This window comes from Acuticoccus sp. I52.16.1 (assembly GCF_022865125.1).
In the GTDB taxonomy this organism is placed as follows: domain Bacteria; phylum Pseudomonadota; class Alphaproteobacteria; order Rhizobiales; family Amorphaceae; genus Acuticoccus.
The window spans coordinates 1,658,244-1,672,041 of record NZ_CP094828.1 but is presented as its reverse complement, the minus strand read 5'-3'; the positions used below and the strand labels follow the sequence as shown (position 1 = coordinate 1,672,041).

At 70.4% G+C, this 13,798-nt stretch carries 14 protein-coding genes; 10 read left to right on the top strand and 4 right to left on the bottom strand.

What is annotated here, in order from left to right; genetic code table 11:
• Positions 1-22 precede the first annotated feature (22 nt).
• From MRB58_RS07565 to MRB58_RS07555, 3 genes are all read left to right on the top strand, one after another.
• Complete coding sequence (locus MRB58_RS07565) at positions 23-727, top strand: aspartate/glutamate racemase family protein (RefSeq protein WP_244781924.1); 705 nt, start codon at positions 23-25, stop codon at positions 725-727.
• Entirely contained in the window at positions 724-1,638 is a 915-nt protein-coding gene (locus MRB58_RS07560) for a polysaccharide deacetylase family protein (protein WP_244781118.1), read from the top strand. The genes MRB58_RS07565 and MRB58_RS07560 overlap by 4 nt, the downstream gene beginning before the upstream one ends.
• A gap of 83 nt (positions 1,639-1,721) precedes the next feature.
• On the top strand, positions 1,722-2,666 hold the full coding sequence (locus MRB58_RS07555) for a GAF domain-containing protein (RefSeq protein ID WP_244781117.1): 945 nt from the start codon (positions 1,722-1,724) through the stop codon (positions 2,664-2,666).
• 106 nt (positions 2,667-2,772) lie between these two features.
• Here MRB58_RS07555 and MRB58_RS07550 read toward each other — a convergent pair whose 3' ends face one another.
• The 3 genes from MRB58_RS07550 to MRB58_RS07540 all read right to left on the bottom strand — a co-directional run bounded on the left by MRB58_RS07550 (position 2,773) and on the right by MRB58_RS07540 (position 6,618).
• Complete coding sequence (locus MRB58_RS07550; protein WP_244781116.1) at positions 2,773-3,570, bottom strand: xanthine dehydrogenase family protein subunit M; 798 nt, start codon at positions 3,568-3,570, stop codon at positions 2,773-2,775.
• Positions 3,571-3,744: 174 nt separating this feature from the next.
• Positions 3,745-6,105 (bottom strand): xanthine dehydrogenase family protein molybdopterin-binding subunit, encoded by a 2,361-nt coding sequence (locus tag MRB58_RS07545; protein WP_244781115.1) that lies wholly within the window; start codon positions 6,103-6,105, stop codon positions 3,745-3,747.
• Positions 6,106-6,123: 18 nt separating this feature from the next.
• Positions 6,124-6,618, bottom strand: coding sequence for a (2Fe-2S)-binding protein (locus MRB58_RS07540; protein ID WP_244781114.1), 495 nt, complete (start codon positions 6,616-6,618; stop codon positions 6,124-6,126).
• Positions 6,619-7,164: 546 nt separating this feature from the next.
• Here MRB58_RS07540 and MRB58_RS07535 point away from each other — a divergent pair.
• The 4 genes from MRB58_RS07535 (at position 7,165) to MRB58_RS07520 (ending at position 10,763) form a co-directional block, all read left to right on the top strand.
• On the top strand, positions 7,165-8,109 hold the full coding sequence (locus tag MRB58_RS07535; RefSeq protein WP_244781113.1) for a tyrosine recombinase XerC: 945 nt from the start codon (positions 7,165-7,167) through the stop codon (positions 8,107-8,109).
• 9 nt (positions 8,110-8,118) lie between these two features.
• Positions 8,119-8,874: an FkbM family methyltransferase gene (locus MRB58_RS07530; RefSeq protein WP_244781112.1), complete on the top strand. Its 756-nt coding sequence runs from the start codon at positions 8,119-8,121 to the stop codon at positions 8,872-8,874.
• Between the two features lie 63 nt (positions 8,875-8,937).
• The gene (locus MRB58_RS07525) at positions 8,938-9,717 is read left to right on the top strand and encodes a succinate dehydrogenase iron-sulfur subunit (protein ID WP_244781111.1); all 780 of its coding nucleotides are present in this window, start codon (positions 8,938-8,940) and stop codon (positions 9,715-9,717) included.
• A gap of 86 nt (positions 9,718-9,803) precedes the next feature.
• The gene (locus MRB58_RS07520) at positions 9,804-10,763 is read left to right on the top strand and encodes an AEC family transporter (RefSeq protein ID WP_244781110.1); all 960 of its coding nucleotides are present in this window, start codon (positions 9,804-9,806) and stop codon (positions 10,761-10,763) included.
• 3 nt (positions 10,764-10,766) lie between these two features.
• Here the strand turns inward: MRB58_RS07520 and gluQRS are convergent, their stop codons facing one another.
• A complete protein-coding gene (gene gluQRS, locus MRB58_RS07515) occupies positions 10,767-11,645 on the bottom strand; it encodes a tRNA glutamyl-Q(34) synthetase GluQRS (protein WP_244781109.1) in 879 nt (292 codons plus the stop codon).
• A gap of 100 nt (positions 11,646-11,745) precedes the next feature.
• Between gluQRS and MRB58_RS07510 the strand changes: the two genes are divergently transcribed.
• The 3 genes from MRB58_RS07510 to MRB58_RS07500 all read left to right on the top strand — a co-directional run bounded on the left by MRB58_RS07510 (position 11,746) and on the right by MRB58_RS07500 (position 13,697).
• Entirely contained in the window at positions 11,746-12,408 is a 663-nt protein-coding gene (locus MRB58_RS07510) for a DNA-3-methyladenine glycosylase (RefSeq protein ID WP_244781108.1), read from the top strand.
• 26 nt (positions 12,409-12,434) lie between these two features.
• Entirely contained in the window at positions 12,435-13,049 is a 615-nt protein-coding gene (locus tag MRB58_RS07505; RefSeq protein ID WP_244781107.1) for an alpha/beta hydrolase, read from the top strand.
• 90 nt (positions 13,050-13,139) lie between these two features.
• The gene (locus MRB58_RS07500) at positions 13,140-13,697 is read left to right on the top strand and encodes an HNH endonuclease (protein ID WP_244781106.1); all 558 of its coding nucleotides are present in this window, start codon (positions 13,140-13,142) and stop codon (positions 13,695-13,697) included.
• Positions 13,698-13,798 lie beyond the last annotated feature (101 nt).

The window sequence follows — 13,798 nt, the reverse complement described above, 5'->3', positions numbered from 1 at the left end:
CGACACCGCCCTACGGATCGGGATGCTGACCCCGTCCTCCAACACCGTGCTGGAACCGCTGACGGCCGCCATGCTGGCCGGCGTCGCGGGCGTCAGTGCGCACTTCGCTCGCTTCCGGGTGCTCGAGATCGCGCTGAGCGACAGCGCCCTCGGCCAGTTCGACATGGAGCCGATGCTGGCCGCGGCGGACCTCCTGGCGGACGCGAAGGTCGACGTCATCGTCTGGAACGGGACGTCCGCCGGCTGGCTGGGGTTCGACCGGGACGCGGCGCTGTGCGAGGAGATCACCCGCCGCACCGGCATCGCCGCCTCCACCGCGGTGCTGGCGCTGAACGAGGCGCTCGGCCTCCTCGGTGCGAAGACCTTCGGCCTCGTATCGCCCTACACCGGGGACGTGCAGGACAGGATCATCGCCAATTACCGCACCGGCGGGGTCGACTGTGTCGCCGACCGCAAGCTCGACATTTCGGAGAACTACGCCTTCGCCACCGTCACGGAGGCAACGGTCGAGGCGATGTGCCGCGACGTGGCGCAGGCGCGGCCCGACGCGATCGGCGTCTACTGCACCAACATGCGCGGCGCACCGGTGGCGGCGGCGGTGGAGGCCGCCACCGGCATTCCCGTGCTCGACACCACCGCCACGGCGCTGTGGGGTGCGCTGCGCCGGGCGGGACGGGACCCGTCGGTGGTGAGCGGCTGGGGCCGCCTCTTCGGACTTTCGGCATGAGCGGGGCGACGATGGGTGAAGACCGGCGCGATCTCTTCGGATACGGCGGCAAGCCGCCGAAGGTGGGGTGGCCGGGCGGGGCCAAGGTGGCGGTCTCGTTCGTCATCAACAACGAGGAAGGCGGCGAGTATGCCGTCGGCGACGGCGATCACCGCAACGAGCTGGTGCACGAGGCGATCGACGACGTCGGCCCGTTGCCGGACCTTTGTACCGAAAGCCACTTCGCCTACGGCACGCGCGCCGCCTGGTGGCGCATCGCCGGTGTGTTCGACCGGTTCGGCGCCAAGCCCACGGTCTCCTCCTGCGGCCGCGCGGTGGAGCGTTCGCCGTGGCTGGCGCAGGACGCCGTCGCCCGCGGCTACGAGGTGAGCTGCCACGGCTGGCGCTGGGAGCGGCACGCGGGGATGGAGGAGGCGGCCGAGCGAGAGGCGATCGCCCGCACCTACGACACCATCGCCGAGGTCTGCGGCGTGCCGCCGGTGGGGTGGCACACGCGCTCGGCGTCGTCGCTCGACACCCGCCGGCTCTTGGTCGAGCACGGCGGCTTCCTCTACGATTCGGACGCCTACGACGACGACTTGCCCTACTTCAAGATGGTCGCCGGCAGGCGCCACCTGGTGCTCCCCTATGCGTTCGACACCAACGACATGCGCTTCCGCCCCGGCAGCGCCTTCGTCAGCGGCGACGACTTTTCGTCCTACGTGCTGGCCGCGTTCGACTGGCTGGCCGGCGAGGCGGACGAGGCGCCGCGGATGATGTCGGTCGGACTGCACCTGCGCACCATCGGCCGGCCGGCGCGCATCGGCGGTCTACAGGCGATCCTGCAAGGGCTCGCCGAGCGGGGCACCGGCTGGATCGCGCGGCGGGACGAGATCGCCCGCCACTGGATCGCCAACGCGCCGGGCGGGTGAGCGCGGGCGGCACTTTCGTCGCATATTGCGGCGGCCGCGGGTGGTGGCATCATGGAACCGTGCCAGGGCACGAGGGAGAGGACATGAAGCACGCGGACCGTGTGTGGGCCGCCGTGACTGCCAGTGACCACCACGCCGCCTACGCCACGTCCTGGCGCCGGTGCGTGACCCTTCACGGCCTCGACCCGGAGGTCGTGCGCCGCCCCCCGCGCCTCGAGCAGGTCGCCCTCGCCCGCGCGATCGACCGGTCCGCCGCGCTCGTGGCCGCCGCGCGCACCGAACTCGACCGCCTGTTCGACGTGTTCGGCCATTGCGGCTGCTGCGTCGTCCTGACCGACGATACCGGCCTGGCGCTGGAACGCCGCGGCCGCCCCGGCGACGACGACGACTTCGAGGCGCTGGGCCTCAGTGCCGGCGCGCTGTGGGACGAGGCGAGCGTCGGCACCAACGGGATCGGCACCGCGCTGGCCGAGACGCGCCCGGTCGGCATCTTTCGCGACCGCCACTTCCTGACCATGAACACCAGCCTCAGCTGTGCCACGGCGCCGATCGCCGACCACCGCGGCCGGATCGTCGGCGCGCTCGACATCTCCTCCGCGCGGGACGACATGTCCGCCCCCTACCTCAACGTCTACCTGAGCGCGGCGCGCGAGGCCGCGATGCAGATCGAAACCACGCTGTTCCGCACCGCCTTCTCCGGTGCCCGGATCCTGCTGGTCCCGGCGACCGGCGCACGGCACGGCCTGCTGGCGGTGGACCGGGACGACGTGGTGCTGGGCGCCAGCAGCGCCGCCCGCCGGTCGCTCGGGATCGACGACCAGTGGATCAAGAGCGGCCGCCTCGCCTCCGACCTTCTCGACGGCGACGACAGCCCGGCCGACTTCGTCGCCGCCGAGCGCCGCGCGTTGCGGGCCGCGCTGACCCGCTCGCACGGCAACGTGTCCGCCGCCGCCCGCCTCCTCGGCACCAGCCGCGCCACGTTGCACCGCAAGATGAAGCGCCTCGGCCTGTCGCGTCACGTCGCCTGAGGCACCGCGCAATCGCCGCCGGCACGACGCCCGCCCGGCGGCGAGGGAGGGGGAGGCAAACCCCCGCCGAGCTTTCCGCCGGTACGCGGCAGGCCGGGGTCCGGCGTCAGCCCGCTTTCGTCACGGCACGTCCGGCGAGCACGGGCACCAGGTGCGCGCGGTACTCGGCCGAGCCGTGCATGTCGGACAGCATCGTGTCCGGGTCGATCTTCACCGAGGTGACGGCGGCCGGCGACCAGTCGGCGGCGAGGGCCGCTTCCATTTCCGGCACGCGGAAGACGCCGTTGTTGCCGGAGCCGGTCACGGCGACGCGCGGACCATCGGCGAGCTGGGCGACGAACACCGAGCAGAGCGAATAGCGCGAGGCCTGGTTGCGGAACTTCTCGTAGGCCGCCTTGCGCGGCACCTGGTAGGAGATCTTGACGAGGATCTCGTCCTCGGCGAGCGCGGTCTCGAAGATGCCGGTGAAGAAGTCGGCCGCCGAATAGGTGCCCTTCGTGGTGGTGAAGATCGCGTCGAGGGCCATGGCCGCCGCGGGATAGTCCGCCGCCGGGTCGTTGTTGGCGAGCGAGCCGCCCATAGTGCCCATATTGCGCACCGCCGGGTCGCCGATGGTCGCGGCGAGGCCGGAGAGCGACGGGATCGCCCCTTTCACCACCGACGACATCGACACTTCGCTGTGCTTCGACGCCGCGCCGATCACCAGGCGGTCGCCCTCCACCGCGATGCCCTTCAGCTCGGGGATCTTGGTGACGTCGATCAGGATGGTGGGGGCGGCGAGCCGCTGCTTCATGGTGGCGATCAGGGTCTGACCGCCGGCGAGGAATTTGGCGTCCTCGTCGCTCTTCAGCTTGGCGACGGCATCGTCGAGGCTCGTCGCGGCATAGTAAGTCGTTGCGTACATGTCTGTCCTTGCCCCGTGGGCGACCCCGCCTGCATGGGCGGCGGTTCGTTTCCTTTAACCCTTCGGCGCGTTCGGCCGCGCCGTCTCGTGTCGCTGTCGTGCCGTCACCGGGGCGACCGCACGCAGCGCCGGCCCCCCGGTGTCGCGGGGCGGGGAGGACCCGCCCCCGGCCCGCTACTCGGCCGCCATCGGCACGCGGGTGGACTGGATCGCCCGCCACACCTTCTCGGGCGTCGCCGGCATCTGCAGGTCGTTGGTGCCGATCGCGTCGGTGATCGCATTGATCACCGCCGGCGGGGCCCCGATCGCGCCCGCTTCGCCGCAACCCTTCACGCCCAGCGGGTTGTTGGGGTTGGGGACCTCCAGATGGTCGAGGCCGAAGGAGGGCAGGTCGTCCGCCCGCGGCACGCAATAGTCCATGTAGGAGGCGGTCAGGAGCTGGCCGTCGTCGTCGTAGACGCAGCCTTCCAGGAGTGCCTGGCCGATGCCCTGGGCGAGGCCGCCGTGCACCTGGCCTTCGACCACCATCGGGTTGATGATGATGCCGAAGTCGTCCACCGCGACGAAATGGACGATGGTGGTGACGCCGGTGCCGGGGTCCACCTCGACTTCGCAGATGAAGGTGCCGGCGGGGAAGGTGAAGTTGGCCGGGTCGTAGAACGAGGTCTCCTTGAGGCCGGGCTCCATCCCCTCGGGCAGGTTGTGAGCGGTGTAGGCGGCGAGGCAGACCTCGTGCCAGGCGAGTTTCTTGTCGGTGCCGGCGACCTTCAGTTCGCCGCCGGACAGCTCGATGTCGCCGGCGTCGGCCTCCAGCAGATGGGCGGCGAGGAGCTTGGCCTTGGCCTCCACCTTGTCGAGCGCCTTGGCGATCGCGCCGCCGCCGACCGGGCCGGAGCGCGAGCCGTAGGTGCCCATCCCGAACTGCACCTTGTCGGTGTCGCCGTGGACGATGGAGACGTTGGACATCGGCACGCCGAAGCGGTGGGCGACGATCTGCGCGTAGGTCGTCTCGTGGGACTGGCCGTGGCTGTGGCAGCCGGTCAGCACCTCGATGGTGCCGACCGGATTGACGCGGATCTCCGCCGACTCCCAGAGCCCGACGCCCGCGCCCAGCGACCCGACCGCCTGGCTGGGGGCGATGCCGCACGCCTCGATGTAGGAGGAGAAGCCGATGCCGCGCATCATGCCGCGCCGCTCCGACTCGGCCTTGCGCGCCGGGTAGCCGTCATAGTCGATCGCCTTCAGCGCCTTGTCCATCAAGGCGTTGAAGTCGGACGGGTCGTAGTTCATCAGCACCGGGGTCTGGTGCGGGAACTCGGTGATGAAGTTCTTGCGCCGCAGCTCCACCGGCGACACGCCGAACTGCCGCGCCGCGGTCTCCATGATCCGCTCCACGACGAACGTCGCCTCCGGCCGGCCGGCGCCGCGGTAGGCGTCGACGGGGGTGGTGTGGGAGTACACCAGCTTCACGTTCGCGTAGATGTTCGAGATGTCGTACTGGCCCGACAGCAGCGTCGCGTAGAGATAGGTCGGCGTCGCGGACGAGAAGAGCGACATGTAGGCGCCGAGGTTGGCGATAGTGTCGACCTTGAAGCCGGTGATCTTGTGGTCGGCGTCGAAGGCCATCTTGGCCTTGGTGACATGGTCGCGGCCGTGAGCGTCGGTCATGAACGCCTCGGTGCGGTCGGCGGTCCACTTCACCGGCCGGCCGACCCGCTTGGAGGCGTAGCAGCAGGCGATCTCTTCCGGGTAGATGTAGATCTTCGAGCCGAAGCCGCCGCCGACGTCGGGCGCGATCACCCGCAGCTTGTGCTCCGGCGCCACGTTGTAGAAGGCCGACATCACGAGGCGGGCGACGTGCGGGTTCTGGCTGGTGGTCCACAGCGTGGTGTGGTCCTCGGCCCGGTTGTAGTGGGCGACGGCCGAGCGCGGCTCCATCGCCGAGGGCACAAGGCGGTTGTTGCGGATGTCGAGCTCGACCACATGGGCGGCGGCGGCGAAAGCGGCGTCGGTCGCCGCCTCGTCGCCCAGCTGCCAGTCGCAGATGAGGTTGTCGTCCGCCGTGCCGGGGTGGACCACCGGGCCGGAAGAGTAGTTGCCGAAATCCGTCAGCGCGGGCTCCTCGGCATACTCGATCTCGACCGCTTCGGCCGCGTCCACCGCCTCGGCGCGCGTATCGGCGATGACGAGGGCGACCGGCTGGCCGACATAGCGCACCACGCCGGGGTCCATCACGTTGTACGGCGCCATCTTCATCGGCGTGCCGTCCTTGGACGAGATCGCCCAGCCGCAGATGAGATTGCCGATGCCCGCGTCGATGATGTCCTGGCCGAGGATGACGTCGACGACGCCGGGCATCTCCTTGGCCGCCGCGGTGTCGACCGAGACGATCCGGGCGTGGGCGTGCGGCGAGCGCACGAACACCGCGGCCGACATCTGCCGGTCGAACACGTCGTCGGTATATTGGCCGGCGCCGGTGATGAACCGGCCGTCTTCCTTGCGCACCACGCGTGCGCCGATCCCTTCAGCTCCCATGGCTCTTCCCTCCGGTTCTTATTCTGCGGCGATGGCGGGCTTGGCGCCCTGCATGTCTTTGGCGGCGGCGTCGATCGCCTTGACGATGTTGTGGTAGCCGGTGCAACGGCAGATGTTGCCCTCCAGCTCCTTGCGGATCGTCGTCTCGTCGAGCCCCTCGGGGTGGCGGTTCACGATGTCGACGCCCATCATGATCATGCCCGGCGTGCAGAAGCCGCACTGCAGGCCGTGATGGGTGCGGAACGCCTCCTGCATCGGATGCAGGGTCGCGCCGTCGGCGAGGCCTTCGATGGTGGTCACGGTCGTGCCGTTCACCTGCGCCGCGAGCACGGTGCACGATTTCACCGCCTGCCCGTCGATATGAACGGTGCAGGCGCCGCACTGCGAGGTGTCGCAGCCCACGTGCGTGCCGGTCAGGCCAAGCTCCTCGCGCAGCAATGTCACGAGGAGGGTGCGGTCCGAGACGGTCTTGGCGATCTTCCGCCCGTTCACCGTCAGCTTAACGTCACTCATTCTTGTCTCTCCCTGTCGCGGACCTTGTCATGGCGTGCATGCGGCCTTGTCGTTGCGCCGGCTCGCGTCGGGGCGGGTCGGCCAATTCTCGTCACCCGAATGTGCGGGGCGTTCGCGCCGGCCGACAAGGCCCGCCCGCGTGCGCCGCGTTCGAATTGGAACAGTGTTGAAACAGGTTGAGCGAAAATAGAAGCCCACCTTATCGCGCAGGGCGTCGACGGTGGCGCGGGGCCGCACCTTCGCGGCCGCCGGCCGCGGCGCGGGACGGCACGGCGAGCCCGCCGTTTCCGCCGAAAACGGCGAAGGGGGAGGGGTAAGGACGCGGCCGCGGGGCTTTGCCGCGGCGGTGGCGGCGTCGGCATAAGAAAGTGTGACGATCTGCGCCGGCAAAGCGGCGCTGCCCTTGCGCGGACCGTGCGATTTTTATTCGTTGCGATGGGGTTTTCGCAACGCGGCCGGGCTAGTCTCGCCGTCATGGCCAAGACCTCGACCCCCGCGGTACCGTCCCCAACCCCCCGCACCGCACCGGCGCGCGGCGGGACGGGCGTGGCGCCGGCTGTGGCGGCGGATGCGCCGCTCGGCCTGCCGGCCGATCCGGCGCTGCTGGCGATCCGCGCCGCGTGGTTGACGGGGCTGACCGCCGAGCGCGGCCTCTCGCCCAACACCGCCAAGGCCTATGAGGCCGACACGCGCGCCTTCCTCACCTTCCTGGCCCAGCATCTCGGCGAGCCGGCGGACCTCGGCGCGCTGTCGGCGCTGAAGCCGGCGGACGTGCGGGCCTTCCTCGCCGAGCGGCGGCGCGCCGGGCTTTCGCCGCGCTCCATGGGCCGCGCCCTCGCCGCCGTGCGCACCATGATGAGCCACCTCGAGCGCCGCCACGGCGTCAACGCGGCGGCCGTGCGGGCCGTCGCCGCGCCCACCAGGCCGCGCGGGCTGCCGCGCCCGGTGCCGGTGGCCGAAGCGCTGGCGATGCTGGAGAGCGGCGAGCACTGGACGAGCGTGCGCGATGCCGCCGTGCTGGGGCTGCTCTACGGCTGCGGCCTGCGCGTCGGCGAGGCGACGGGGCTCGACGTCGCCGACGTCGCCGAGCCGCTCACGCGCCTGCGCATCCGCGGCAAGGGCGGCAAGGAGCGCGACGTGCCGGTGCTGCCGCGTGTCGCGACGCTGGTCGACGCCTACCGCCGGACCGCGCCGTTCGCGCTCTGCGACGGGCCGTTCTTCCGCGGCGAGAAGGGCGGGCGCCTCTCGCCCCGTATCGTGCAGCGCTCCGTGGAGGCATGGCGGCACGCGCTGGGGCTGCCGGACACCGCGACGCCGCACGCGCTGCGGCACGCCTTCGCCACGCACATCCTCGCCCACGGTGGCGACCTGCGGTCGATCCAGGCGCTGCTGGGCCATGCACGGCTCTCCACCACGCAGGTCTACACCGCCGTCGACGACCGCGCCCTCCTGGCCGCCTGGCGCGACGCGCATCCGCGCGCGACCGGCTGAGCGCGGCACATGAGCCTCTCGACCGCGCAAATCCCCCGCTGGGTGCGCCGTTTCCCCGGCCTGAAGACCCCGCTGCGCCGCTTCGCCAAGCGCCACGCGCCGCGCGGGCCGGTGACGCTGGAGGTCGAGGGTCTCGCCTGGCACCTCGCCCCGCGCGACAACAAGGTCGACTTCGACATCTGGTACAAGCGCCGCCTGGAGGAGGCGCAGGAGCGCGCCTTCCTGGCCGGCCACCTCGGCCCGGGCGACCTCTTCGTCGACATCGGCGCCAACATCGGCCTCTACACGGTGGCGCTGCTCCAAGCGGTGCCGGGCCTCGCGGCGGCGACGTTCGAGCCGCTCGACAAGCTGCGCGCGCGTCAGGTCGCCAACCTCGCCGCCAACGGCCTGACGGGGCGTGCCGCAGTGTCGGCCGATGCGGTCGGCCCGGCGGGCGAGATGGTGCTCTACGAGAGCGTCAACGCCGGGCGCTCGTCTCTCATCGCCTTCGACGGGGCGCGCGCGGGGCGCAATGTGCGTGTGCGCCCGCTCGCCGCATTGCTCGACCGCGCGCCGAGCGCCATCAAGATCGACGTGGAGGGCTACGAGGCGGACGCCCTGATGCCCTACTTCGACGCCACCGGGCCGGAAAGCTGGCCCCGGGCTGTCGTCATCGAGACGCTGCACCGTGCGCTCTGGCCCAGAGACTGTCTTTCAGAGTTGTTCCAGAGAGGATATGTGCTAGCTGGAGAGACGGATGAGAACGCGCTGCTCGTCCGCGCCTGATCGCTTCGGTCTCCGTCGACCGAGCGCGGCGCCCGACGAGCGACGAGCGATAAGAGTGAAGACATGGTCCAGCTGACGCTTCCGCAGAATTCCCGCATCAAGACCGGCAAGACGTGGCCCAAGCCCGACGGTGCCACGAACCTGCGCGAGTTCCGGGTCTACCGCTGGCAAGAGGAAGGGGACGAGAACCCCCGCATGGACACCTACTACGTCGACACCGACGATTGTGGGCCCATGATCCTCGATGGTCTCCTCTACATCAAGAACAAGATCGATCCGACTTTGGTCTTCCGTCGGTCCTGCCGCGAGGGCATCTGCGGGTCCTGTTCGATGAACATCAACGGCCGCAACCACCTCGCCTGCACCACCGGCATGGACGAGGACGACGGCCCGGTCACGCTCTATCCGCTGCCGCACATGCCCGTCGTGCGTGACCTCGTGCCCGACCTCACCAACTTCTACGCGCAGCTCCGTGAAATCGAGCCCTGGCTCAAGACCGACACGCCGCAGCCGCAGAAGGAGTGGCGCCAGTCGCACGACGACCGTGAGAAGCTGAACGGCCTCTACGAGTGCATCCTGTGCGCCTGCTGCACCACCTCGTGCCCGTCCTACTGGTGGAACGGCGACCGCTATCTCGGCCCCGCCGCGCTGCTCCAGGCTCACCGCTGGATCGTCGACAGCCGCGACGAGCGCACCGGCGAGCGGCTCGACAAGCTGGAGGACCCGTTCCGCCTCTACCGCTGCCACACGATCATGAACTGCGCCAACGCCTGCCCCAAGGGCCTCAACCCGGCCGAGGCGATCGCCGAGATCAAGGCGCTGATGGTGGAGCGTCGCCTCTAGGACCCTGCATGTCGAGCCGAGCCGCCTTGCCCTCGCATCGGTGCCGCCTGCCGGAAACGGCCGGCTCGGCACCGCTCTAGCCGGCGGTGGCGTTCGGTCTCCTCGCCGCGACGGTCCTCCCGGTCTTCGGGTTCATCGCGATCGGCTACCTGACGATCGTCCTGCGCGTCCTGCGCGAGGAGGTCGCCGACCATCTGTCGAACTTCGTCTTCACGCTCGGCATCCCGCTGCTCCTCATCCGCGCGATCGGTACGATGGAGCTGCCGGACATCTCGCCCTGGCCGTTCTGGGGCGTCTACTTCTCGTCCGTCCTCATCAACATCGCCATCGGCGTCGTCATCACCGAGCGCGCCTTCAAGCGGGATGCGCGCGCCGGGGTGATCGGCGGCATGTCCGCCTCGTTCTCCAACCTCGTCATGGTCGGCCTGCCGCTGATGACGCAGGCGTTCGGCGAGCAGGGCCTGGTGACGGCCTTCTTCCTGATCTCGGTGCACCTGCCGTTCATGATGACCGTCTCCGCCCTCCTCATCGAGGTGGCGGAGTACCGCGACGGGTCCGCCGCGGGCCGGCTCAACCTCTTTGCCGCAGTGGGCCGTGTCGCGCGGCAACTCATCAAGAACCCGCTCGTCATCGGCATCCTGATCGGCGTCGCGGTTCGGGTCACGGGCCTGCCGATCGTCGGCGTCCCGCGCACCTTGGTGGACGGCCTGGCCGACACGGCGATCCCGCTGGCGCTGGTGGCGCTGGGGATGGCGCTGCCCCGCTTCGGGCTTCGCGGCACGGTCGCGCCGGCGATCGTCCTCTCCGTGGTCAAGCTGATGGTGATGCCGGCGGTCGTCTACCTGCTGGCGGTGCACGTCGTGGCGTTGCCGCCGCTGCCGGCCGCGGTTCTCGTCCTGTCGGCGGCGTGCCCGACGGGCGTCAACGCCTATCTCATCGCCAACCGCTTTCAGACCGGGCTGGCGCTGTCGGCCAACACCATCACGCTGACGACCGCCGGCTCCATCGTCTCGTTCATGTTCTGGCTGGCGCTCGTCGTCGAGTAGCGCTCACGGCGATGGCGGCAGCGGCTCGGGCGGCACCGCGCGGGCGACGGCCTCGCGGCGGATCGCATCGGCGGTCCACCCGGCGGCGCGCATCGCCCCCAGGCTCAGCGCCCCGTTCGACTTGGAGAGCTTGCGTCCGTCCGCGCCCAGGATGAGGCCGTGGTGATGGTAGAGCGGTTCGGGAAGGCCGAGCAGCGCCTGCAACACGCGGTGGACGGCGGTGGCGGCGACGAGGTCGGCGCCGCGCACCACGTGGGTGATGCCGTCGTCCGCGTCGTCGACCACCACGGCGAGGTGATAGCTCGTCGGCGTTTCCTTGCGGGCGAGCACCACATCGCCCCAGGCGGCGGGGTCGAACGCGGCGGGTGTGCGTGACGCGCCGTCGGGACCGATCTCGATCCAGCCGGGGCGGCCGACCGCCTGCACCGCGCGCGCCATGTGCAGGCGCCAGGCGGAGGGTGCCCCGCTCTCGCGCCGGCGCTTGGCCTCCGCGCCGCCGATCACCGCCGCGTCGCCGGCGAAACGGGGCGCGCCGTCCGGATCGCGCGCCAGACCGACGTTGCGGGCATGGAAGGCGATCTCGCGCCGGGTGGCGAACGAGCGGTAGACGAGGCCGCGCGCGTCGAGTGCTTGCAGCGCGGCGCGATAGCGGGGAAAGCGGGTGCTCTGCCGGCGAAGCGGCGGCTGCCAATCCACACCCAGCCAGTCGATGTCGGCGAGGATCTCGTCCTCGTACTCGGGCCGGCAGCGGGTGGCGTCGATGTCTTCCATGCGCAGTTGCAGCGGTCGGTTCAGCCGCTCGGCCATGTGCGCATTGGCGAGGACGCTCAGCGCGTGGCCGAGGTGCAGCGGGCCGTTGGGCGTGGGAGCGAAGCGCAGCATCGTGTCTGTTGTGCCTGCTCGCGGCGATGACGGCCAGAGCAATGTGCGCCGGCCGCGCGTGGCGCTTGCGCGAGGCTACCGGGCCTGTAAGTTCGCGCCCATGGACCGCATCCGCACCGAGGCCGACGTCGCGGCCGCGCTCGACCGGCTCGCCGCCGCCGACCCGCGCATCGCCGCCGCGCGCGCCGCGGTCGACCATGTCCCGCTGCGCCTGCTGCCGGGCGACTTCGCGGGGATGTGCCGCATCATCGCCGGCCAGCAGCTCTCCACTCAGTCCGCCGCCGCCTGCTACGCCAAGGTCGCCGCCACGTTCGACCCGCTGACCGCCGAGGCGATCCTCGCGGTGGACGAGCCGGCGCTGCGGGCGGCCGGCCTGTCGCGCCAGAAGGCGGCGACCGTGCGCGCCCTCGCCGAAGCGGTCGACGCCGGCCTCGATCTCGACACGCTGGCCGAGCGCCCCGCCGAGGAGGCGCGCGCTGCGCTGGAGGCGATCCGTGGCATCGGCCGCTGGAGCGCGGACCTCTACCTCATGTTCTGCGCCGGTCATCCGGACATCTTCCCCGTCGGCGACCTCGCGGTGCGCCGCGCCGCGCAGCGTGTCCTGGGTCTGGCGCAGGAGCCGGCCCCGGCCGCGCTCGACACGATGGCCATGGTGTGGGCGCCGCACCGCTCCGTTGCCGCGCGGCTGATGTGGGCCTACTACCGCACCGGGCGGCCCGCGCCGCGCACCAAGACCAGCGTTCCGGAGGGCGCACCGCTTTGACGTTGTCAGGTCCCCGCAGACCGCCATTGTCCGGGAAGGCTCCGGCCGCGATCGTCATGTTCGTCCACGGCTACGGCGCCGACGGGTCGGACCTGATCGGCCTCGCCGACCAGCTCGCGCCGCTGCTGCCGGACGCACTCTTCCTGTCGCCCGACGCACCCGGCCGAATGGCGCACGGCGGCCGCGAGTGGTTCCCGCTGACGATGCGCGATCCTTCCGAGTACAAACGCGGCGTCGAGGCGGCGGCCCCCGCGCTCGACCGCTACATCGACGCCGAGCTGGCCCGCTACGGCCTCGACGACGGCCGCCTCGCGCTCGTCGGCTTCAGCCAGGGGACGATGATGTCGCTGCAAGTGGCCTATCGCCGGTCCTCGCCCATCGCGGCGGTGGTCGGCTTCTCGGGCCTGTGTGCCGGGGCGGACGGGGCGGTGAACCCGGCGCCGACGCTGCTGATCCACGGAACGCACGACGAGGTGCTTCCCGCCGGGATGACGTTGCAGGCCTCGCAGACGCTGGGTGAGGCGGGGATCCCCGTGGAGTGGCACTTCCGCCCCGGTCTCGGCCATGGGATCGACCCGGACGGCCTCGCCATGGCGGGCGACCACCTGGCGACGCACTTGTCCAAGGTGACGCAGCGGTGAGTCGCCACTTGGGTCTTCACATAGGCGTCACGTTGGAGCACGATAACGGCGCCATGAGACACCTGATTCGATCAAGACGGACCTGGTAGGATGAGCACAGCGGTTCATCCCGATGCGCACCCCACCCTGGTGCTCAACGCGGACTACCGACCGCTGAGTTATTATCCACTGTCTCTCTGGTGCTGGCAGGACGCTATCAAGGCCGTCTTCCTCGACCGGGTGAACATCGTCTCCGAATACACCCACGAGGTGCGCAGCCCCTCCTTCCGGATGCGCCTGCCGTCGGTCGTCTCGCTGAAGACCTACATCCGCCCCGCGCGGTTCCCCGCCTTCACCCGCTTCAACGTCTTCCTGCGCGACCGCTTCGAGTGCCAGTATTGCGGCACCCTCGAGGACCTCACGTTCGACCACCTGATCCCCCGCTCCAAAGGCGGGCTCACCACGTGGGACAACGTCATCACCGCGTGCTCGCCGTGCAACCTGCGCAAGGGGAACAAGAGCTGCCGTCAGGCCGAGATGTTCCCGCGGCACGACCCCTTCCGGCCCACCGTGCAGGATCTGCACAACAACGGCCGCCTCTTCCCCCCCAACTACCTCCACGAGAGCTGGCTCGACTTCCTCTATTGGGACACCGAGCTGGAACCCTGATTGGGCTCTCGCCGCCGCTGATTCTTAACTCTTGGTAGGAAGAAAAACGCGGTCTATTGCGTCGTTGCGCAATATTGTACTTGAGACGGAACTCAACCGCC

What these genes read in the sequence shown, in the direction of transcription:
- MRB58_RS07500 (WP_244781106.1), top strand. Translation starts at nt 13,140, where the DNA reads ATGAGCACAGCGGTTCATCCCGATGCGCACCCCACCCTGGTGCTCAAC.
- MRB58_RS07530 (WP_244781112.1), top strand. Translation starts at nt 8,119, where the DNA reads ATGAGCCTCTCGACCGCGCAAATCCCCCGCTGGGTGCGCCGTTTCCCC.
- MRB58_RS07555 (WP_244781117.1), top strand. Translation starts at nt 1,722, where the DNA reads ATGAAGCACGCGGACCGTGTGTGGGCCGCCGTGACTGCCAGTGACCAC.
- MRB58_RS07525 (WP_244781111.1), top strand. Translation starts at nt 8,938, where the DNA reads ATGGTCCAGCTGACGCTTCCGCAGAATTCCCGCATCAAGACCGGCAAG.
- MRB58_RS07565 (WP_244781924.1), top strand. Translation starts at nt 23, where the DNA reads ATGCTGACCCCGTCCTCCAACACCGTGCTGGAACCGCTGACGGCCGCC.
- MRB58_RS07560 (WP_244781118.1), top strand. Translation starts at nt 724, where the DNA reads ATGAGCGGGGCGACGATGGGTGAAGACCGGCGCGATCTCTTCGGATAC.
- MRB58_RS07545 (WP_244781115.1), bottom strand. Translation starts at nt 6,105, where the DNA reads ATGGGAGCTGAAGGGATCGGCGCACGCGTGGTGCGCAAGGAAGACGGC.
- MRB58_RS07550 (WP_244781116.1), bottom strand. Translation starts at nt 3,570, where the DNA reads ATGTACGCAACGACTTACTATGCCGCGACGAGCCTCGACGATGCCGTC.
- gluQRS (WP_244781109.1), bottom strand. Translation starts at nt 11,645, where the DNA reads ATGCTGCGCTTCGCTCCCACGCCCAACGGCCCGCTGCACCTCGGCCAC.
- MRB58_RS07510 (WP_244781108.1), top strand. Translation starts at nt 11,746, where the DNA reads ATGGACCGCATCCGCACCGAGGCCGACGTCGCGGCCGCGCTCGACCGG.
- MRB58_RS07540 (WP_244781114.1), bottom strand. Translation starts at nt 6,618, where the DNA reads ATGAGTGACGTTAAGCTGACGGTGAACGGGCGGAAGATCGCCAAGACC.